Below are 21,648 nucleotides of genomic sequence, written 5' to 3' on the forward strand. Positions count from 1 at the left end.
ACACCCACGACGGCTGACGAACCCCCAGCCGCTCTTGACATTTTCTTGACTTTCTCGTTGCTTAACACCGTTAATCGTGTATGCCTAATGCTTCCTCCACCGGTCCATCCACCGCGAATGGTACGCCGGGCGACGGCGACTTGCGACGGCAGATTTTAGATACGACGCGCCACCTGCTTGTGCGCGACGGGTTCTCGAATCTTTCGATGCGCAAGATTGCACGCTCAATCGGCTACAGTGCAACGAGCATTTATCTGCATTTTGAGAGTAAGGATGCCCTGCTGCACACGCTGATTGACGAGGGCATGCAGCACCTGTACGATCGGCTGGAAGCGGCCGCTGCGGCGCACCCGCACCAACCGCTGAACCGTTTGGAAGCGCTTTGCCGCACATTCATCGACTTCGGCCTGAGCAATCCGGAGTACTACGAGATCATGTTTCAACTGCATCCTGAGCATATGGAGCGGTATCCGGCCGAAAAGTACCGGCGCGCGCGCCGCAACCTGGACATTATTGCTGAGACGCTGGGTGGTGGCGCGGCCTGCGGGGACCTGTCGGTAGACAACCCGCGGGTGTCTGCGAGCACGGTGTGGGCCTCGCTGCACGGCACCGTGTCGCTCTTGCTCGCCCAGCGGGTGGACGTACGCATCGACCGCACCGACTTCATCGAATCGGCCATTCAGCAGACGCTCCGCAGCTACGCAGCCCTTCCGCGCTCCGCGTAGTCGCCACCTTCCGCTTGTTCATTTAGCCAATCGCTTCGCGAATCCTCTATGCCTAGCTCCATTCATACCGCGCCAGCCACGTCGGGTCCGCCCATCCTGGGCAAAACGATCCCCGATCTTCTCTACGATGCTTGCGCGCAGTACGAGAACCCAACGGCCCTGAACCAGCCCACCAACGGCTCATGGACGCCCACGGCGCTGGAGGATTTCCGGATACAGGCTGAGGAGATTGCGCTTGGGCTGCTGGATTTGGGCTTCACGCGGGGTGCCCGCATCGCCTTCTTGCTGGAAAGCGACGTGCACTTCTGTCGGGCCGACATGGGCTGTCTCCTCGCGGGCCTCGTCGACGTGCCGGTGTACCTGTCGACCGCGCCCGAGCAGATGGCTTACGTGATCGACCACGCCGAGGCCGAGGCGCTGATTGTGGCCAACGACGAACAGCTTGCCGTTGCGCAGAACCTGCTGCCCGAGCTGGAGCGCATCCGCGCGGTGGTGGTGCCCGATCCCGGCCCCGAAACAGAGCGGGCGTCGCTGCCTGAGGGCGTCGAGTTGTACACGATGGATGCGGTGCGCGCAATGGGCCGCGACAGCACCGACGACCAGGACGCGGCCATCGCCGATCTCCGCCAGGCAATTGCGACCGACGACCTCGCCACCCTCATTTACACCAGCGGCACCACCGGCCAGCCCAAGGGCGTGATGCTGACGCACGAAAACATCTCGTTCAATGCGATGACGTCGCTCAGCGAGCTGACGAACTTTAAGCCGGGGCCTTCGGGGGAAGTCGTTCTGTCGTTTCTGCCGCTCACGCACATCTTTGCTCGTACGCTGCAGTACGCCTTCATGGCCATGGGGGTGAGCATCCACTTCACCAACCCAGACGACCTCGTGGATGCCTTGCCCAAGGTGCAGCCGACCGCCTTTGCCTCGGTGCCGCGCGTGCTGGAGAAGGTGTACGCCGGCATCCAGAAGAAAATTATGGGGATGGAAGGCCTCCAGAAGTCCATTGGCACGTGGGCCATGGGTCTGGCGCGCCAGTATGCCATTGGCGAACAGCAATCGCTGGTGTACAACCTGCAGCGGACAGTGGCCGATCAGTTGGTGTTCAAGAAGTGGCGGGCCGCGCTGGGCGGACGCGTGAAGTACATCGTCATTGGCGGCGCCGCGCTGCAACCCAGCCTGGCCAACACGCTCGCAGCAGCGGGCATCACCACACTGCAGGGCTACGGCCTCACCGAAACGAGTCCGGTGATTTCGTTTACACGGCCCGAGGACAACGTACCGGGCACCGTGGGCAAGCCGCTGCCCGGCGTGGAGGTGATGATTGCCGACGACGGCGAGATCCTCACTCGCGGCCCACATGTCATGCAGGGCTACTACAAGGCCGAAGACAAAACCGCCGCGGTAATGTCTGGCGACGACTGGTTCCACACCGGCGATGTCGGCGAATTTGATGCCAACGGCAACCTCAAGATCACCGACCGCAAAAAAGACCTGTTCAAACTCTCGACCGGAAAGTACGTCATGCCACAGCCCATCGAGAACAAGCTGGGCAGCGAGCCGCTGGTCGACAAGGCCGTGGTGGTGGGCAACAGCCGGAAGTTTTGCGCGGCGCTCATCTTTCCCACCGAAGACCAGGTACGTGCCTACGCCAAAGAGATGGACCTCGACAGCAGCCAGCCGTTTGCCGATTTGCTGGAAGAGCCGGCCATGATTGAACAGTTCCAGCAGCTCGTCGACAACGCGAACGAGGGCATGGACCACTGGTCGACCGTAAAGCGCTTCGCCCTCATTCCCGACGAACTCACCATCGAGTCGGGGCTGCTCACGCCAACGCTCAAGGTAAAACGCCCGCAGATGCGGGAGACGTACGCCGAAGAAATCGAGGCGCTGTACGCCGACGATGCCGACACGCCGCGCACTACCGCCAAGCAGGCCGTCATTGTGGCATAAGCGGCACGCACGCGGGCATTTACGGCCACGGCATGGATCCCACAGCGACGGTCGCGGTTGAGTGCATCGCTTCTGCTGTTTGGTAATGGACGCTTTGCATGCCGCTCTCGCTGGACTGGTCGCCGCTGCTTCTTTTCCTATGCCTTGCCGCGGCGGGCGCGCTCACGTACGTGACGTATCGCCGCACCACCCCGGCGCTGTCGCAGGGTCGCACGTGGCTGCTGGGCAGCCTCCGCTTTGTGGCGCTTGCGCTCATCCTGTTCTTGCTCGCGGCCCCCATTTGGCGCAGCGTGACATCCGTTGAGCAGCCCCCGGTGCTTGCCGTGCTGGTTGACGACACGCAAAGCCTGCGTGTGGCTGCGGGGGGCAGAGCTTCATCGCCCGACGCTGCGCGGGCGGCGGTGGATAAGGCGCTGCAGGCCCTGCAGTGGCCCGCAGCCGTCGACGTGCGCTACTTTGCATTCGATGACGCCGTGCAGCCGTTACCAAACGAGCGGCCGCTCGACTCGCTCGCGTTCGACGGCGCGCAGACCGACATGACCGCAGCGCTGCAAGGGCTCCGCGACCGTCTTGCCAACGATCACCTCGCAGGCGTCGTCCTGCTCTCCGACGGCCAGTACACCACCGGCGCCAACCCCATCTACACCGCGGCTCGCTACCCGGCGCCGCTGTACCCCGTCACGCTGGGCGACACGACGCGGCCGCGCGACGTGCGCGTGCAGGCGGTGCTCACCAACGACCTGGCCTACAAAGGCACGGCCCTGCCCGTGCAGGCGACCCTGCAGAGCGAAGGATTTGGCGGCACCCGCGTGACCGTTCGCCTGCGCTCGGGCACCACCGTGCACGACACACAGCAGCTCACGCTGCCCGAGGGGGCCGTGAGTCCGACGGTCAACCTCACCGTAACGCCCCAAGCGGCGGGCGTGCAGCGCTACACGGTGGAGCTTGCGCCGGTGGACGGCGAAGCAACAACGCGCAACAACACCCAGACCGTGGCGGTGCGCGTGTTGGAAAGCAAGCGGCAGGTTCTCCTGGTGGGCGGCGCGCCGAGCCCTGATGTGGCCGCGCTTCGGCGCATCCTCTCCGCCAACACCAACATCGCCCTCACGGTGCACATTCCGGTGACGCAGAACGCAACGGTGGGCGGCCCCTTGCCCGATAGCCTCTCCTCCTTCGACGCGATCGTCCTGGCCGGTTACCCCGGCCCCGTGGCGCCCGCGGCCGACCTGCAGCGCCTCGCAGACGCGCTACGCAACGATACGCCCGCCCTCTTTTTCCTGACGCGCGCCGCCGACCTCCGGCGTGCCATGGAAGCCTTCGGCGATGCGCTTCCGGTGGCGCCTCAACGCGTTCAGCTTTCCTTTGCCAGCGTCCAGATGACCCGCGCGGCCCGCGCCCGTTCGCATCCGGTATTTGCCATTGAAGACGCCCCCGCCGATGCTTGGTCGCTGCTCCCGCCGATTGCGTACGCACCGCTCACGTGGCAGCCGGCCCCCGATGCCCAGGTACTCGCCCGCACCGCTTCCGCCGATGCCCCACTGCTGGTGCTGCGTGAACGCAGCGGACAGCGCACCGCCGCCTTTCTGGGCGTCGATACGTGGCAATGGGCCAACCTGCCGTCCGATCTGTCGCGCGCAGCGCCGCTGTGGCCCGGGCTGGTGAACAACCTGGTGCGGTGGGCCGCGGCCCGTGGGGTGGAGCAGCCGGTGCGGGTGCAACCGACCCAAGCCACGTTTGCCGGCAGCACACCCGTGACCTTCACCGGACAGGTGTATGACGGCGCGATGACGCCTGTGCGCGACGCTACGGTGCGCGTTGACGTGACCGGCCCCGACGGCGCCACGCTGCCCTTCACCATGCAGCCGGTTGGCAACGGACGCTATCGGCTGGCTGCGGGCACCCTGCCGGCCGGCGCGTACCGGTACGAGGCCACCGCCCGGCAAGGCACCACCGTGCTGGGCCGCGACCGTGGGACGTTTGCTGTGGGCGCCGTTCAGGAAGAATTTCGCGCGCCATGGGCCGACATCGCCCAAATGCGACAGCTCGCGGCGCAGTCGGGCGGGGCCGCCTTCACCGCCGCGACGGCCGCGCAGGTAGATGATACCTTGCAGGCCCGCGCTGAGCTGCAGCCGCGCGTCGTGGAAGCCAGTACGACGTACGAGCTGTGGCACCTGTGGCCGTTTCTCGCCGTCATCGTCGCCCTCCTTGCCACCGAGTGGGCCCTGCGCAAGCGCAGCGGTCTTATTTAATGCCTCGCAGCTGCCGGTTTGGGGCCTTTATCCGGTTCTGGAGATTGCTCAGCTACGGAATTTGCCACATACCTTCGGACCTCGCCCTGTCCTTCGCAATGACACTGCAAGAACTGCAAGGTAGGCTAGAAAGTGAGAAACTGTTTGTAATGGCTCAGGTGGCTGCTCGGATTCATATCCGCAACTGCACGCTCGACGCACAAAACAAACAAATCCAATGTGTCATCGCGAGGAGCGAGCGTATGCGAGCGACGTGGCGATCTCCATGTCCGAAGAAGACCGCATCACGCTGGAGACAGCGCTAGGCCCGGGCTGCGCGCTGCGTATGGGCCTTCGCACCGGGCCGACCGTCAGACACAGCCGCCGCCCCCGTGACGCGATGCGCCGTGTGATTGGCCAGCACCTGCGCCATCAAGCGCGCGGTGGGCGCGAGGGCCCGCTCGTCGATGTTGAAGTGATGGTGGTGGAGCGGATAGCGCGTCTCGGGGCCCGAGCGCGTGCCCACCCGCAAAAAGGCCCCCGGCACGTGCTTCAGGTAGTGCGCAAAGTCCTCGCCGCCCATGCTCGTGTCCGGAATCCAGTGGATGGCCTCGGCCCCAAACATCGCATCGACCGTGTCCTCGATGTTTTCGATCAGCGCCTCATCGTTCACCACCGCAGGCGCGCCGTCCTCGATGTGCAGCTCGACGCGCGCGCCGTAGAGCGCCCCGAGCTCTTGCGCCGTCTGCCGCATGTGCCGCCGAATGATCTCGCGATCCGTCGCGTCGACCGTTCGCAGCGTGCCGCCAAACGTGGCAATCTCGGGAATGACGTTGTGCGCCTCGCTGCCGTTCATCTTGCAAATCGTGAGCACCGCCGGATTGCGCGCGTCGGTGACGCGGCCCACGAGCTGGTAAAACTGTTGCATGATTTGCGTAGCGATCCACACGGTATCGGCCCCTTCGTGCGGACGCGCCGAGTGGCCCGTGCCCTCTTGCCGCACCTGCACGTCGAAGCGATCCGAAGCCGCCGTGATGGGCCCCACGCGCAATCCATAGCAGCCCACGTCCAGCTTCGGCTCCACGTGGATGCCGTACACCGCACTGAGTCCATTCAGCACGCCCGAGCGGATCATGAGCGGCGCCCCGCTGGGCAAGCCCTCCTCGTTGGGCTGAAAGAAGACCCGCACGGTGCCCGCCAGCTCGTCGCGGCGCGCGTGCAGCAGAAGCGCTACGCCAATAGCAACCGTGGTGTGCGCATCGTGCCCGCACAGGTGCGCCGCATTGGGCACCTGCGACCGATACGGCACCTGCTTCTGATCATGCGCGGGCAGCGCGTCGATATCGGCCCGGTAGCCCACCTTCGGCCCGTCCTCGGCGCCCACAATGTCAACAAACAAGCCCGTGCTCGCCACCGGCCCCTGCACGTCGAGCCCGTACCCCTCCAGCGTTTTCCGGATGAAGGCGGACGTCTGCTCCTCCTTCATCCCCACCTCGGGATGCATGTGCAGATGCCGCCGGAGCGCCCGCAGCAGACGCTCAAAGGTCGGTTCGTCATCCAGGATATCCGTGAGGGCGTCGGGCAGGTGGGCCGCATCAACCGGCGAAACGTGATCGAGCATGAGGAGACAAGATGCATGAGAAGCCATCGGACCCCATGGTACCGATCCCGCGGGTGGCTGATTCCCGGCGTTGCCAGTTTGTCAAGGACAGCGGGGGAAGCGATGCGAAAAAGTAGCGAAGGCCTGGGCCCCATCGAACCATTTTCAGGCCTCGGCATTCCAATCGGCAGAAGCAAACAAAGGCCCGTAGCTCAGTTGGTAGAGCAGCTGACTCTTAATCAGCGGGTCGGGGGTTCGAACCCCTCCGGGCCTACAGGAAGCCTGCTAGGTGTCTTGAATGACAACCCAGCGGGCTTTTTCTTTGTCCTATCGGCAGTTCTCTTCGTGCACGATCTCCTCTGTTGTAACGGTTGATGCCGCACTGTTGGCACACCTGATGAGCGAGGGCTTTTCTACCCCGGGCTGCCAATCCCTGCCCTCAACCGTAAAGCGCTCAGGGAGCATCCGCGGAGCGGCGGACGGCTATTGCGCCACAGCCCAGCGCAACGACCGGCAGCAGGATCACGAAGAAGAGGACCGACCCGGCGTAGTAGGAGAGGCCCACGGCCCGGCAGCACAACAGGAGCGCACGCACCAGCGCGTAGGAGCGCGCCATCCACCCGACGATACCCTCGCCTTCAGGCGCAAACGCGATACGCTGGGTACCGGCAGCCGAAGCCACTGTGCCCGTGTGCAGCGTAAAGCCTACGTCCACGGCGATAATGCCCAGAGACCGCACGGCCGGCGAGGCCCCAAAGGAGAAAGCGTATGCCATCGGTCATTATGGGAGCGGCTGAAGCGAATTTGACTACACACAGCCATGAACTGCGTAGGTTTAGCAACTGATCGATGATCGGTCATTCTTGTCATGGATGTAAGTACAACGTTCCAAAAGTTGACAACCCTTACTCTGTGCTTTACATTCTACACTGAAGTCTATTCTCTGAGTTAGCAAATCTTTGCATGCCCACGTCCAACTCATCTCCCCGCCGCTCTGACACCCTCGATACTGATGCGCTCCTGGACTATCTGCATACGGCGCCGGTACGCTTAGCTGTTTTCGGAGAGTTCAGCGCAGGAAAAACGACGGTGCTCAACGCGCTCATTGGGGAAGAAATCTTGTCCGTTGCCGTCGACCCCACGACGGCCGTCCCCACACGCATCCGCTTTGGACGAGAGTTCAACATTTTCATCGACCGGACGGGCGGCGAGCAACTTGTGCTGTTTGAAGATGACCCGCCGTTCTGGACGCGGTTCGTGGGCCGCCGCGATACGCTCAACACGCTTCAAAAGCAGAAGGGCACGATTCAGGACTTCCTTCGCATGTGGACGAAAGAAGGCGAACGTGCGAACGAGGTAGAGCGCGTCATCATCGAGATTCCACTCGATTGGCTCAAACAGGGCATCGAACTGGTCGACACGCCCGGCGTCAACAACGAGTTTACGCGCCACCAGGGCTTTACCGAGCAGGAAGCCCGCACCGCCGACATCGCGCTGCTCTTGATGGACGCACGGCAGGGCGGCGGCAAGCGCACCGAGTTCGAGTTCATGAACGAGGTGCAGAAGCAGGTGCAACGCTGCATTGTTGCCCCAAACAAGATGGACCTTGTGGAGGCCGATGAGCGCGAGGAGTTCATCGAGTACATCCAAGATATCGCCCTGCCGCAGCACTGGGACGGCGCTGTGGTGCCGCCGGTGATCGGCATCTCTGCGTTGGCGTCGCTGCACCCGCAGGCGCATGACGAGCCTGACTTGCAGGCGGCTTTTGAAGATCTCACTACGCGCCTGGAGCACATGGCGGAAGAAGAGCGGGGCAAGCTCCTGTTGTCCCGAAAGGACAACCCCGAGAAAGCCTTGTTTGCAGAGGCCCGCACCTTGGAAGGCAACAATCGCTACGACCGCGCCCACCGCATCTACTTCGACCTGCTCGATATCCTAGAGGCCGCTGGTCTCGACCCAACGCCTGCCGAGGAAGGCATTCGCCGGTGCGAGACGCATCTCTCCTCGCAAGTCGATACACTAGACGAGCTCAACGCGCAATACAACGCGGCAATGGCACGTGCGGAAGACGATCCCGATGCCGCATTGGAGCAGTTAAAAGCCATTCGCGCCGAAAAGTCGGGCCTGGCCCTGGACGATGGCGACCTCGATGCGTCGATTGAAGCGCTGGCGGCACGCATCGACCGGCGGGATGAGGCGCGTGCCGAGATCTCGCGGCTTTGCACGCAGGTGGAGCAGCACCGAGACAACGAGGCGTGGATTGATGCAGCAAAAATTTCTGAGAAGCTACCCACACTCATTGAACCAGCCGAACTATCGGCAAAAAAGGCGGAGTCGGTCCGTTCCTATGTCGCGAAGCAGAAAGACGAACGCGACGCCTGGGCAACACGTGAATGGAAAGAGGTGAAAGCAGACATCGAGGCGTGCCTTGAGGCCGATCGCTACATTGACGCCGAACAGCACCTGGCGGCTCTTCAGTATGTCGCACCTTACACGCCGTTTGGGGACAAGACCGATGCGCTCGTGCAGACGGTGACCGAACAAGCAGACACGGAGCGTGCCTACCGAAAGGCGGTTCAGGATGCGACCGCCGCCGCAGGGGACCTCACGAAAAAGCGCATCTCTCCCGAGCGTGGGCAAGAGATTGCCGAGCAGATTGATGCGATCCTACCGCTGTACCGCTCGCTCTATGGGAAGCAGACCCTTCTCGAATCGCCTGAAATCACGGCCACGGCCCCGGCGCTGACGATCAATCAGAAGCTTGCGCTGGCGACACGGCTACACGCACTGGGGGCTTATGCCTCGGCACGCCGCAGTGAAGCGATTTTGGAGGCGGTTCAAGAGCGGAAGGCCGCCGTTGACGCGATTCACGTAGACGACGCGGGACGCGTACCGCCGGATCTGGCGCAGCAGCACCCGGACCATCCGGCCGTGGAGGAAACCATTCATCACCTGATGGAAGCCGATATCTCCTTCTGGACGCCGTTCTGGAGGATCCATGCAATCCATGATGCTCTTGATTCCTTCAGCGACCATATTGAGGACGGCCTGCTTGATGCACGGGGAGCACACCTTGCGAATAGGAAAGCTATGTCCGTGGTATTTTACGCGGGCACGGTGCCGAGCGCCATAGGGCTCATATTGGCTCCTTTTGAGCCTCTTGCCATCGCGCTGGTTTTGCTCGGCATCGCAATATATTCACTCAACGGGCTGGATATCAAACACGCCTGGTCTGCAAAGCGCCATATTGAACGTGGAGACCGTGCCCGGGAGCAAGGAAATCTTGCTGAAGCGGCGAATCACTACCACCAAAGCATAGCCCTGGATAAACAGGCGAAGACATGGCAGGAGCTTACCGATCTCGACTCACTAATCTACGCGGGCGTACACTCATTTAGAAATAGGACAGGGTATACTGATGAATATTGTTTAAATACGCTGGCTGCGTCTCCCTACATACAATGGCGATATGAGACAGAGGACAAGGTCCGTTCGTCGCCTGCAGTCGCTGGGGGAACCGTGTTCGTCGGAAGTGACGACGGCTCGGTGTACGCCCTGGAGGCACGAACGGGGGAACTGCAGTGGCGATATGAGACAGGGAGTTGGGTCCGTTCGTCGCCTGCAGTCGCCGGGGAAACCATGTTCGTCGGGTGCAATGACGGCTCAGTGTACGCCCTGGAGGCGCTCACGGGGGAACTGCGGTGGCGGTATGAGACAGAGGATTCGGTCTTTTCGTCGCCTGCAGTCGCCGGGGGAACCGTGTTCGTCGGGTGCAATGACGGCTCAGTGTACGCCCTGGAGGCGCTCACGGGGGAACTGCAGTGGCGATATGAGACAGAGGATTCGGTCTTTTCGTCGCCTGCAGTCGCTGGGGGAACCGTGTTCGTCGGAAGTGACGACGGCTCGGTGTACGCCCTGGAGGCACGAACGGGGGAACTGCAGTGGCGATATGAGACAGGGAGTTGGGTCCGTTCGTCGCCTGCAGTCGCCGGGGAAACCATGTTCGTCGGGTGCAATGACGGCTCAGTGTACGCCCTGGAGGCGCTCACGGGGGAACTGCGGTGGCGGTATGAGACAGAGGATTCGGTCTTTTCGTCGCCTGCAGTCGCCGGGGGAACCGTGTTCGTCGGGTGCAATGACGGCTCAGTGTACGCCCTGGAGGCGCTCACGGGGGAACTGCAGTGGCGATATGAGACAGGGAGTTGGGTCCGTTCGTCGCCTGCAGTCGCCGGGGGAACCGTGTTCGTCGGGAGTGATGACGGCTCGGTGTACGCCCTGGAGGCGCCCACGGGCGAACTGCAGTGGCGATATGAGATAGGGAGTTGGGTCTTTTCGTCGCCTGCAGTCGCCGGGGGAACCGTGTTTGTCGAGTGCAACGACGGCTCGGTGTACGCGCTCGGTGGGCCCTAACTATTTTTTCGTGTTTTTTGAATCAGTTGCTTTATCTGTATGCAACTCACAACATACCGTACCACCCTTCAGTCCCTCCTCACTGACCACCACGCTTTTGCCGAGTCGGCTGGCGTTTCCACAAAATCGGTTGAAGCCCTTCAGGAGCAACTCCGTCACGGAGAGCTCAGCGTCGCCGTCGTTGGGGAAATCAACCGGGGGAAGTCCACCTTCCTGAACGCGCTCATGGGCGAGACGGTCTTCCCCTCCCGTGCCATGATCTGCACAGCGGGCGTCACCGTGCTCGACCACGGCGAGACGCCACGGGCCGAGGTGCTCTACCGCGACGGGGCGTCCGATGAAATGGACCTCTCGGACACCGCTCCAGCGAAGGCCCTCAAAGCCGTCGTGTCGCGTTCCAACAAAGACGTGCAAGACATCGAGGTCACGCGCGTGTGGTACCCCAACCCGTTTACCGGCAACGGCATCGTGCTGGTCGACACGCCCGGCGTGAACGACCCCGACCACTGGCGCGAGGACATCACGTACTCGTACCTTGCGGAAGCCGATGCGGTCATCATGCTGCTCGACCCCATGCAGCCGCTCTCGGCCTCGGAGGTCGAGTTTCTGGACACCAAGATCCTGGAACGCAGCATCGCCAACCTGATCTTTGTGGTGAACAAGATCGACGACGTGCCCGCGTCGGACCGCGAAGACGCGCTGCGGCGGATCGAGTCGATGCTGGCAGAGCACGTGCCCAACCCCACCATCTACCCCGTGGCCGCCAAGCCCGCGCTCCAAGCAAAGCAGTCGGGCCGCACGGCGGATCTGAAAGGCACCGGTCTGCCCGCGTTCGAGGAGGGACTGCTGGAGTTTCTGGCCAAAGGACGCGGCGGCATGCTCCTTCAAACCAAAGTTCAGAAAGGCCAGCGGCACCTTGGGCACATTCAAGACACCATCCAGCAGCGTCGGGCGGCGCTGGATGAAGAGAAAGGCGTGGTGGAACAGCGCCTCCAAACGGCCCAGAGTCAGTTGGACGCCTTGCAGCAGAAGCGCAACGACCTCGAAGCCGAACTGGGCACGCGCCAGAAGCAGATTGCCCGGCGGCTCAACGGCGTCATCCGCGAGCGCGCCGACTACCTGAACGGCTCGCTGAAGTCGGCCATTGCCAACGAAGCAAGCACATCGGCCCTGCGCGAACGGGCGCTGCGGTTTCAGCGCGACAGCGTTTCGGCCCTGCGCGACGCCACGGAGAACGCTTTTGAGGACTTGCTGGATACCTACGACGCCACCTCCGCCGAACTGGCAGGCGAGGTGCGCGACGTGCTGCAGAACCTGAGCCGCGAAGCCGCCAACCGCGCACAAACGCTCCAGGTGGAACAGACGCGGCGTGGGCCGACGCGACAAGAACTGGAAGATCGCCGCGCCGGAGCCGCCGTCGGGGGCGGACTGGGCGCACTCGCAGGCATCGCGGGAGCAACCGGGGGCGTGCTCGGAGCCATCGGCGCAGGAATTCTCACCGGCGGCATTGGCCTCCTCATCGGAGCCGGAGCCGCGGCGCTGCTCAGCGACGGCGGGCGATCAGAACCCGACTCGCGTTACATCGACGCCGGCACGATTGCCAGCAACCGGCAGGCCCTCAACGCCCTGGATGCGTTCGTCGACCGGCTGCGCTCCACGACCGACTCGGTGAGCCAGGGCATTGTGGCATCGGCAAAGGAAACGATTCTCGCGCCCATCGACCAAAGCATGGCCCAGCAGCGGCAGTTGATCCGCCAGATCCGCGAGGACCTCCAGCAAACCGCCGCCGATCAGCAGGCCCTCCGCGACACGCTGGCCGAGCAGGACGAACAGGCCGCAGCCCTGCAGTCGCGATACAAACGTCTAATGGAGGAAATTGAGGCGATGGCAGCATAAGATTGAATATTTTCAAGACATATCAAGACGCATCGCTCAGTACATCTGCGTCTGAAGATCACATTGGCAGTTCGGCTGGCAGAACGCAAAGCTCGCCAACGTTTTCACGCAGCGACCAATCGCCTGCTGTTCTTCCGAGCATCGAACAGCTTCGAGAGGTGCTTCAAAACCTCAAAGAAATGCGGGAAAATGGTGTACTTTCAGAGAAACAAATAAAGCGAAGCAAGCAGCGAGCCCTTGCGAACTTTGCAGAGAAATCTAACGACGATGATGAAGCAATCATGCAAGGATTGCATCAATTGCAATATGAAGGATATCTAAATGCGACCGATGTACAAACCGCAAAGAGTATTCTCTGACCAACTCACACTCGCAACACTAAGCGGCGTCTGAAAACTCGATTTCTCGGAGCCAGCACCGCGCTGTCGATTGGGGATCGATTCAATGTTAAGTTATAACACGAACGGACCTGTAGCTGGAGACTGAAAATCGCCGGCATCGATGCCTTCGATACGACAGCCATCCACACGAACACAGGTTGCAGGTCGCACGGTTAAGGCGTACGTTATCTGTTGAGATTTACGCATACATTCTGTTCTCATCTCCGCTACGAGGGTGCTCATGATTCAAGAGCTCTACTGCAAGAACTTCAAGATCTTTCGCACAGCCACAACGGTGCCGCTTCATCGGCTCACGGTGGTGACTGGACCGAACAATTCGGGCAAGAGCACCATCATCGACCTGTTCCGCCTTCTCGATACCGACGAGGCACATGAGGGCCGTCTTCTGTACAGCCTTAACTTTGGCTCGGGCGACCACCGCCTGCGGACGTTCCCTGAGCTTTTAAACGATCCCGATGCGGCGCTGGAGGTTGGCCTCAAGGCTTTCGTGAGGGCATCGCTGGACGATCTTCAATATTGCGATGGACGTGGCGAAACAGACCGTTACTTCAGTTTTGCGTTGTCCGATGATGTTCAGGTGCGTTCACGGTTTGAGAACGTTGAGGAACGCGCCTTTTTGAAGCATCGAACCATTTCTTTGCACCCGCCTGAGGCTTCAGCATCACAGCGCGTCTTTCGCGAAACTCATGCGTTGACCGACCCCAATCCTCCTCCCACGAAGCCTACCGGCAACTCTCGGGCTGACCGCAGCGCTACGACAGATCCAGAGGCTCCGAGCGACCGTGAATCTGCCGAAGCCATGTCCGACCTTTCCGAACATTTTCCGCCGCCCCCTACGTTTGCTACCGTAAGCTTTGGCGTCGATCAGGGCGAAGGGTTTATTCGAGAGGGCATGAAACCGCCCGGGCTAAACCGGACCATGGCACGAAAAGCCCATGGTGCAGCGGCGCCCAACATTCTACGAAACCATTATCATCACAAGGACCGCACCACCACCTGGGAGATTGAGCCTGCACTTTTTGAAATGGCCTTGGCGGTTCTCAATCATTGCTCGATCATCAAACCAGAAGGCTCTGCGCGCTTCTCAAGCGACGAAATACAAGGCGTTTGCGAACGTCCTTCGAGTATTCCAGCTCCTTTTTACGTTCCCGCACGCGGCCGCCGTGCCTTCCCGGTGCGTTCTATTCTCCCCTACATTGGCGACGACACGGTAGCGAAGGTTATCGATCGCAATGAAGTGCCTGATTGGGTCTCGCCTCATCATCGTGACGCATGGGCGAGCGCCTTTGAGGAAGTTATCGGTCCGCTGATCGAGCAAATTGATTTGGGACTGACCTTGAATGCGCTGCATATTCCCACCTATAGGGGCCGCCCGAAGCGATTTTACGGCCCCAACGATGCCCTAACGCCACTACTGCAACGCTTCCAAACGTTTGAGATCAAGGCAGAGGAAATGGAAGGCGATGCGAAAGCGGAATACATCGACAAGTGGCTTGCAGCTTTCGAGCTTGGCTCGTCTTTTCACGTCGATACCGTTGGCCCCGATTTGTATGAAGCATACGTCATACGCGACGGCGAAAAGCGTTATCTTGCAGACCTTGGCGCTGGATCAGCACAGCTTTTGCCCCTCATCATCAATTTTGCGACTCAACAGGCGTCGCTCGTCATTGTCGAGGAACCTGAAGCCAACCTCCATCCCAACTTGCAGGCGCAGCTCGCAGACTTCTTCGTCGAAATGGTAGACCGCGGCATTCAGGTCGTCGTCGAAACCCACAGTGAGTACCTGACACGCCGCCTCCAATACCTTGTGGCACGCGGCGCGTGCCCGCCCGAGCACACAGGCATTCTCTACCTTCGCGGCGAACAAGATGGAGAAACCGATAACATTGAAGAAACACCGAAGATTAAAGAGATTACCATCGATACCCACGGGCAACTAAGTCAGCCGTTGGGACCGGGCTTTTTCGACAAAGCCACCGACTTGATGATGGATCTTTTCAAGTACGGACAAGAAAACTAAACGCCTCTCGGCTTTTTGCCTCAAGACATCAAACGCAAACAGCCCGCATTGTCTACAGACGTGCATCGTTCACTGGCCATTCACCACTTCTATCCGTGCACATGCGTCCCTCTCGCTTTCTAACTGCGTATGTCGATCTCCCATTCATCGAGAAGCTGATGCAAAACAAACCCGAGCCCATGGCCGATCCGCTCGATGACGAGCCGGAGGTCTGGCAGAGCGTGTTTCGCTTTCTTCAGCGCAACGCGCGGCTCGTTGTGGATGTCGATCAAGAGACCTTACAGCGCCGCCCGCCCCTTCAGGGGTTTTTATTTCAAACCGGGCAGGTGCGGCACGTCGAGGCACGCCCTGGAGTGACGCAAACATTTACCGATCCTGCGAATCTTCCTGTGGATGATCCATACACGCTCTTTCTGTTCGAAAACCAAGAGATTCCTGTGGAAGATCTCCGCGAGCAAACGGGGCTCTTGTTTCTTCGGTACGATGATCTGGGACAAAACTGGCTCCGGCTGTTCCAGCATCACAACATCGATGTTGGGCCAGAAGCTAACAACCGCTTCCAATGGGCCCACCTTCAGCAGCACGGGTGCCCGCTGAATGCACTGGTTGTAGCCGACAAATACGCTTACAGCCAGTTTACCGACGACACGTTCGAAGAGAACCTTGGGGCGCTACTGCTGGCCCTCTTGCCCGAGCAAATTAGCGATCCTGTTCATATTACGCTCATCACCGACTTGTGGACTGCGTATGAGCAAAAGAGCATCAGTCCCAATGAGATCTACGACCGCATCGAACACCATCTCCACACCGCCCGCCCGCAGCTCGACGCAAAAGTGACCGTATCAGGGTATGAGCACGGAACCGGACACAAGGATCGATTCATCATCACCAACTATGCGCTGTTTTCTAGCAACGACTCCTTTGCATTTTTTCGAAACGGAACCCTCAACAAAGAAACGTTCCTCCACCATCTGCCCTTAAGCGTAAACGGTTCGAAAGCCCAGCGGCGACTGGAGCGTCTTGCAGCCATCAGCAGTGATCCGCCCCAATATCCGCGGGCCGACCGAGACCAGCCGTTGCTCTTGGGTAGTGGATTTGGAATCAATCGGCTGTTGGATACGGTCGCCTCATCGTCTTAAAAACCGGCAGATGGATGTCATAGACGCCTCATCCACAAGGTTTTTGAAACAGTAGTCTTAGCGGAACGTCGGCCGGACTGTCGGGTGGGCATTTATGCTTTCGTCTGCCTGCCCCACCGCCCCCGCCCCGATGCCCGCTCGTGCTCCCACCCGTCCGCTGCAAGCCACCGCCGCCGCGCCGGCGTCCATCGGCAATGTGGCGGTGGGCTACGATGTGTTGGGGCAGGTGCTCGCCATTGGCGTGCACGACCGCGTGACCGTCCGGCGCACGGAGCGCCCCGGCGTGCGCATCGAGGCTATTACCGGCGCCACGGGCCTGCCCACCGATCCAGCACACAACACGGCGACGGCAGGCTTGCTTGATCTCTGCGCGGCCCGCGACCTGCCGCACGGGCTCGCCGTCTCCATCGATAAAGGCATTCCCCTGAGTGCCGGCCTGGGCGGGTCGGCGGCCTCGGCGGTGGCGGGGGTCTGGGCTGCGGGCGCGCTCCTCGATCCGCCGCTGTCTCGCGACGAGGCGTTTCGCTACGCCCTGGCCGGCGAAGCGGTGGCGAGCGGCGACTGGCACCCGGACAACGTGGCGCCGGCGCTCTACGGCGGCCTCGTCTTGACGCGCGACATGGAGCGTCCTGATGTGCTGCGCTTGCCGGTGCCCGACGGGCTGAGCTGCGTGGTGGCCCATCCCACCCTAACCATTAACACCCGCGATGCCCGCGCCTGCGTGCCGCCTACCGTGCCCATTCGCACGGCGACGCAACAAATGGCCGACCTGGGCGGCCTTGTGGCGGGCTGCTACACCAACGATCTACCGCTCGTGGGCCGCGCACTGCGCGACGGGCTCGCCGAACCGCACCGGGAGCGCCTGCTCCCCGGATTTGCCGCCATCAAGCAGGCGGCGCTACAGGCGGGCGCGCTGGGCGGGTCGTTTGCTGGAGCGGGCCCCACGATGTTTATGTGGTGCCCGGCCGCGGCGGCCGCGGATGTTGCTGCGGCGTTGCAAGGTGCCATGACGGCCGCAGGCTACGCGGTGTCGACGTGGACCTCAGCGGTGGACGGGCCCGGCGTGCGCTGCGTCGCGTCGCCTGCCGATTGATCTATGCAGCCAGGGCCTCGTTGGAGACCAACGTTCCGCCGCGCAGCTTGAGCGTGCGCTGCGTGCGGGCGGCGAGGTCGAGGTTGTGCGTCACCAGCACGAGCGTGGTGCCTGCGTTCCGGTTTAGGTCGAACAGCAACCCCTCAATCGTCTCGGCGGTCTCCACGTCGAGGTTGCCGGTGGGCTCGTCGGCAAAGAGAAGCCGAGGTTCGTTGATGAACGCCCGCGCCATCGACACCCGCTGACGCTCGCCGCCCGACAGCTGGCTGGGGTAGTGATCGAGCCGGTCGCCCAAACCTACCTGATCGAGCAGCTCCGTGGCCCGCGCCTTGATGCCCGTGGTACCGCGCAGCTCGGCCGGCACCATCACGTTCTCCAGGGCGGTAAGCGTGGGCAACAGCCGAAACGTTTGGAAGACAAACCCCACGTGCTCGTTGCGCACCGCCGCCCGCTCGTCCTCATCCAGCGGTCCCAGGTCGATGCCGTTGATGGCCACGCGCCCCGCGGTGGGCGCATCGAGGCCCGCGCACAATCCCAGCAGGGTTGTCTTTCCGCTGCCCGATGGCCCCACGATGGCGCACGTCTCGCCCGCGGCCACATCGAAGGTTACATCATCAAGCACCGTGAGCGTGCGCCCGGCACTCTGAAACGATTTCGTGAGATGCGCTACGTGAAGGACGGGGGACTCGGCCATGCCGCGTATGGGGAAACTTCGGAAAACAATCAGCGGTTGGGCTCCTCTGTGCGTTTTGCTCAAGCAGCCGGTGTCTATGATTCCACGCGCCCTATACCTGTGTATTGCGGTTACGGTTCTTGCCCTCGCGGGCTGCGGACTGGATCGTTCCAATCCGTCGTCGACTAACGACACAACGACACGCGCAACGGAGGGCGCTCCATCGTCGCCTAGCACCGCCGCGTCATCCCCTGTGCAACAGCCGCGCCCGCCGGCCGACAGCAGCGCCCTGCAGGTGCTGGTGCTAGGCAACAGCATCGCTGCCGGCTACGGCCTTCCGCGCCCCTCCGAGCAGTCCTTTCCGGCACGCCTGCAGCAGCGCGTCGACTCGCTGGGCTGGGACGTCACGATTCGGAACGCGGGCCTCAGCGGCGAAACCACCGCCGGCGGGCTGCGGCGCATCGGGTGGCTGCTGAAAAAACCTGTGGACGTGCTTCTCCTGGAGCTGGGCGGCAACGACGGCCTCCGCGGGGTTGACCTAACAAGCACGAAGGAAAACTTGCGGGCCATCATCGACACCACCCGCGCGGCCTACCCCGACGCGCGCGTCCTCCTGGCCGGCATGCAAATTCCGCCGAACCTGGGCCCCTCCTACACGCAGCGCTTTAAGGCGCTTTACCCCGAGGTAGCCGCCTCTCGAAAGGGCGTCACGCTCATTCCGTTCATCCTGAAAGGCGTGGGCGGCGTCGATGCCTACATGCAGCCGGATGGCATCCACCCCAACGCGGCCGGGCACCGCCGCATTGCCAACACCGTGTGGCCCTACCTGCGCCCCGTGCTGCAAGAGCTGCGTGCCCAACCCACCCCTGCCTAACCTTCTGATCTGCTTCTTTCTTGTCCATGATTGATCTTGGCATCTGGCTTCCCATCTTTGGCGGCTGGCTCCGCAACGTCCCCGACGAAGCCATGGAGCCGACCTTCGCCTACAACCGCCGGGTGGCCGAAGCTGCCGACGCGGCGGGCTTCTCGACCATGCTCATCGCCGAGCTGAACCTGAACGACATCAAGGGGATCGACGCGCCGAGCCTGGAGTGCTGGACCACCGCGGCTGCGCTCGCCCCCCTAACCCAACGCATCCGCATCATGGCGGCGCTGCGGCCCGGCTTTCGCCAACCGGCCGTGGTCGCCAAGATGGCCGCCAATATCGACCGGATGTCCGGCGGCCGCTTCGAAATCAACCTCGTCTCGGGCTGGTGGGAGGAGGAGATGAAGATGTACGCCGGACAGTGGCTGGGCCACGACACGCGCTATCAGCGGTCATCCGAGTTTCTGGAGATCATGAAAGGCGGCTGGACCCGCGACGGCTTCTCCCTTGACGGCGAGTTTTATACGACGGAGGGGCTGGTGCTGGAGCCGAAGCCCGTGCAAACCGGAGGCCCGCCGATTTACGCGGGCGGCGGGTCGGAAAAGGGGCGCACTATGATTGCCCAAAACTGCGACCACTACCTCATGCACGGCGGCTCGGTGGAGAAGATTGCCGCCGCCATCGAAGACATGCGCGCCCGCCGGGCCGACGCGGGCCACGATCCGGACGACATGCGCTTTGGCATGGCGGCCTACATGATTTGCCGCGACACCGAGGCCGACGCCCGCGCCGAGGTGGAGCGCATCACCACCATCGACCCGGCCGCCGAAGGCTACGACAGCTACGAGGAGTTCATCGCCAACTCGGAGCTCGACAGCGCGGTCGACCTCAAAGATTACTCGGTGTCCAATCGCGGGCTGCGCCCGGACCTGGTAGGCACGCCGGCGCAAATCGAAGAAAAGCTCCGCGCGTATGCCGACGTGGGCCTCGATTTGGTGCTGGTGCAGTGCAGCCCCATGCTGGAAGAGGTGCAGCGCATCGGGCGCGACGTCATCCCGCGGCTCCAGCAGGCGGCGCCCGCCAGTTAACGGGCGCCCGCTTAGGGCCTGCGGCATGATGAAATCGCACACCTGCTGGGCGTTAGTAGGCCTTCGCAAACAGCACGCGGCCCTCGGATGGCTTGCCCGTGACCATGTCGGTGCCCGGCGTCTCATCACGGTCGAACGGGATGCAGCGAATGGTCGCCCCCGTCTCGTCCTGAATGCGGGCCTCGGTTTCGGGCGTGCCATCCCACGGCGCCCACACAAAACCGCCCTCGTCTTCAATAACCGCCTGGAACGTCTCGTAGTCGTCCACGGTCGTCGTCTGCTCCGCCTGCCGCTCCCGCGCGTCGGCCAGCAGATCGTCCTGGATCGTCTCCAGGAGATCCTTGATGCGCTGCGCCAGGCCGTCCTGCGGCACAATGTCTTTCGTGCGCGTATCGCGGCGGGCCAGCTCCACGTTGTTGTTTTCCAGGTCGCGCGGCCCAATTCCTAGCCGCACCGGCACGCCCTGCAGCTCGTATTCGGCAAACTTCCACCCCGGCTTCTGGGCATCGCTGGCATCCAGCTTTACGGAAATGCCCGCGTCGGAGAGCTCCTGCTCGATGCGCTCACAAGCCTCCAGCACCTTCGCGCGCTGCGCGTCGTTGAAGTAGATAGGCACGATCACGACTTGACGCGGCGCAAGCTTCGGCGGTAGCACGAGGCCCTGGTCGTCGGAGTGCGTCATGATGAGCCCGCCGATCAGCCGGGTAGAGACGCCCCACGACGTGGCCCACACATATTCCTGCTCGTTGTTTTCGTTGGTGAACGTGCAGTCGAACGCCCTGGCAAAGTTTTGCCCCAGGAAGTGACTGGTGCCGGCCTGCAGCGCCTTGCCGTCTTGCATGAGCGCCTCGATGCACAGCGTATCCACGGCCCCAGGAAAGCGCTCGCTCTCCGTCTTGTGCCCGCGGATCACCGGCATCGCCATGTACTCTTCGGCAAACGTGGCATACACATCGAGCATGCGTTCGGCCTCTTCCACCGCCTCCTCGCGGGTGGCGTGCGCGGTGTGGCCCTCCTGCCAGAGAAACTCGGCCGTGCGCAAGAACAGACGCGGACGCATCTCCCACCGCACCACGTTGGCCCACTGGTTGTACAGGAGCGGCAGGTCGCGGTACGACTGAATCCAGTCGCCGTACGTGTCCCAAATGATCGTCTCGGAGGTAGGGCGCACGATATAGTTTTCGCCGAGCTTCGACGCCGGATCGGGGATCAGATTGCCGTCGTCATCGGTGGTGAGCCGCGAGTGAGTGACCACCGCGCACTCCTTGGCAAAGCCTTCCACGTGCTCCGCTTCGCGCGCCATGAAGCGCTCGGGGATAAAGATTGGGAAGTAGAAGTTTTCGTGGCCCGTGTCTTTAAACATACCGTCGAGCGCATCTCGCATGTTTTCCCACAGCGCCATGCCGTTGGGACGAATAATCATGCAGCCGCGCGCAGGCGAGTTGTCCGCTAGCTTTCCTTTACGAACGACGTCGTTGTACCATTGCGAGTAGTCATCGGCGCGGGGGGTTACGGCGTTGGCCATGCGTTTGAACAAGGTGGGTCATGAGAACGGAG

15 protein-coding genes and 1 tRNA gene are annotated in these 21,648 nt (G+C 62.1%); 12 read left to right on the top strand and 4 right to left on the bottom strand.

Features of this window, described 5'->3' with window-relative positions:
* The first annotated feature begins 80 nt into the window (after nt 1–80).
* From SALLO_RS0104745 to SALLO_RS0104755, 3 genes are all read left to right on the top strand, one after another.
* Nucleotides 81–725, top strand: a complete 645-nt coding sequence (locus tag SALLO_RS0104745; RefSeq protein WP_022835174.1) for a TetR/AcrR family transcriptional regulator — start codon at nt 81–83, stop codon at nt 723–725.
* Nucleotides 726–773: 48 nt separating this feature from the next.
* Nucleotides 774–2,678: an AMP-dependent synthetase/ligase gene (locus SALLO_RS0104750; RefSeq protein ID WP_022835175.1), complete on the top strand. Its 1,905-nt coding sequence runs from the start codon at nt 774–776 to the stop codon at nt 2,676–2,678.
* 98 nt (nt 2,679–2,776) lie between these two features.
* Nucleotides 2,777–4,927, top strand: a complete 2,151-nt coding sequence (locus tag SALLO_RS0104755; RefSeq protein WP_022835176.1) for a vWA domain-containing protein — start codon at nt 2,777–2,779, stop codon at nt 4,925–4,927.
* A gap of 301 nt (nt 4,928–5,228) precedes the next feature.
* Here SALLO_RS0104755 and SALLO_RS15285 read toward each other — a convergent pair whose 3' ends face one another.
* Nucleotides 5,229–6,527, bottom strand: coding sequence for an amidohydrolase (locus tag SALLO_RS15285; protein WP_022835177.1), 1,299 nt, complete (start codon nt 6,525–6,527; stop codon nt 5,229–5,231).
* 180 nt (nt 6,528–6,707) lie between these two features.
* On the opposite strand from SALLO_RS15285, the gene SALLO_RS0104765 reads away from it, so the two are divergent.
* A tRNA-Lys gene (locus SALLO_RS0104765) sits at nt 6,708–6,780 on the top strand.
* Nucleotides 6,781–6,960: 180 nt separating this feature from the next.
* Here SALLO_RS0104765 and SALLO_RS0104770 read toward each other — a convergent pair.
* Nucleotides 6,961–7,281 (bottom strand): hypothetical protein, encoded by a 321-nt coding sequence (locus SALLO_RS0104770; RefSeq protein WP_022835178.1) that lies wholly within the window; start codon nt 7,279–7,281, stop codon nt 6,961–6,963.
* Nucleotides 7,282–7,469: 188 nt separating this feature from the next.
* Here SALLO_RS0104770 and SALLO_RS17660 point away from each other — a divergent pair, with 188 nt between their 5' ends.
* From SALLO_RS17660 to SALLO_RS0104795, 6 genes are all read left to right on the top strand, one after another.
* The gene (locus SALLO_RS17660) at nt 7,470–10,916 is read left to right on the top strand and encodes a beta-alanine-activating enzyme beta-propeller domain-containing protein (protein WP_022835179.1); all 3,447 of its coding nucleotides are present in this window, start codon (nt 7,470–7,472) and stop codon (nt 10,914–10,916) included.
* A 39-nt stretch (nt 10,917–10,955) separates the two neighbouring features.
* Entirely contained in the window at nt 10,956–12,812 is a 1,857-nt protein-coding gene (locus SALLO_RS0104780) for a dynamin family protein (protein ID WP_028566912.1), read from the top strand.
* A 2-nt stretch (nt 12,813–12,814) separates the two neighbouring features.
* The gene (locus SALLO_RS18400; RefSeq protein WP_157621265.1) at nt 12,815–13,171 is read left to right on the top strand and encodes a hypothetical protein; all 357 of its coding nucleotides are present in this window, start codon (nt 12,815–12,817) and stop codon (nt 13,169–13,171) included.
* A gap of 262 nt (nt 13,172–13,433) precedes the next feature.
* Entirely contained in the window at nt 13,434–15,233 is a 1,800-nt protein-coding gene (locus SALLO_RS0104785; RefSeq protein ID WP_022835181.1) for an AAA family ATPase, read from the top strand.
* Between the two features lie 179 nt (nt 15,234–15,412).
* Nucleotides 15,413–16,372, top strand: coding sequence for a hypothetical protein (locus tag SALLO_RS0104790; protein ID WP_157621268.1), 960 nt, complete (start codon nt 15,413–15,415; stop codon nt 16,370–16,372).
* 130 nt (nt 16,373–16,502) lie between these two features.
* A complete protein-coding gene (locus tag SALLO_RS0104795; protein WP_022835183.1) occupies nt 16,503–17,465 on the top strand; it encodes a homoserine kinase in 963 nt (320 codons plus the stop codon).
* Between the two features lies 1 nt (nt 17,466).
* Here SALLO_RS0104795 and SALLO_RS0104800 read toward each other — a convergent pair whose 3' ends face one another.
* Entirely contained in the window at nt 17,467–18,159 is a 693-nt protein-coding gene (locus tag SALLO_RS0104800; protein WP_022835184.1) for an ABC transporter ATP-binding protein, read from the bottom strand.
* Nucleotides 18,160–18,235: 76 nt separating this feature from the next.
* Between SALLO_RS0104800 and SALLO_RS0104805 the strand changes: the two genes are divergently transcribed.
* Together SALLO_RS0104805 and SALLO_RS0104810 are read left to right on the top strand one after the other, a co-directional pair.
* Nucleotides 18,236–19,012: an arylesterase gene (locus SALLO_RS0104805; protein ID WP_028566914.1), complete on the top strand. Its 777-nt coding sequence runs from the start codon at nt 18,236–18,238 to the stop codon at nt 19,010–19,012.
* 29 nt (nt 19,013–19,041) lie between these two features.
* Complete coding sequence (locus SALLO_RS0104810; RefSeq protein WP_028566915.1) at nt 19,042–20,091, top strand: LLM class flavin-dependent oxidoreductase; 1,050 nt, start codon at nt 19,042–19,044, stop codon at nt 20,089–20,091.
* A 52-nt stretch (nt 20,092–20,143) separates the two neighbouring features.
* On the opposite strand, the gene proS is transcribed toward SALLO_RS0104810, so the two are convergent.
* Nucleotides 20,144–21,616, bottom strand: a complete 1,473-nt coding sequence (gene proS / locus SALLO_RS0104815; protein WP_022835187.1) for a proline--tRNA ligase — start codon at nt 21,614–21,616, stop codon at nt 20,144–20,146.
* Nucleotides 21,617–21,648: the final 32 nt, after the last annotated feature.

It is taken from the genome of Salisaeta longa DSM 21114 (genome assembly GCF_000419585.1).
Taxonomy (GTDB): domain Bacteria; phylum Bacteroidota; class Rhodothermia; order Rhodothermales; family Salinibacteraceae; genus Salisaeta; species Salisaeta longa.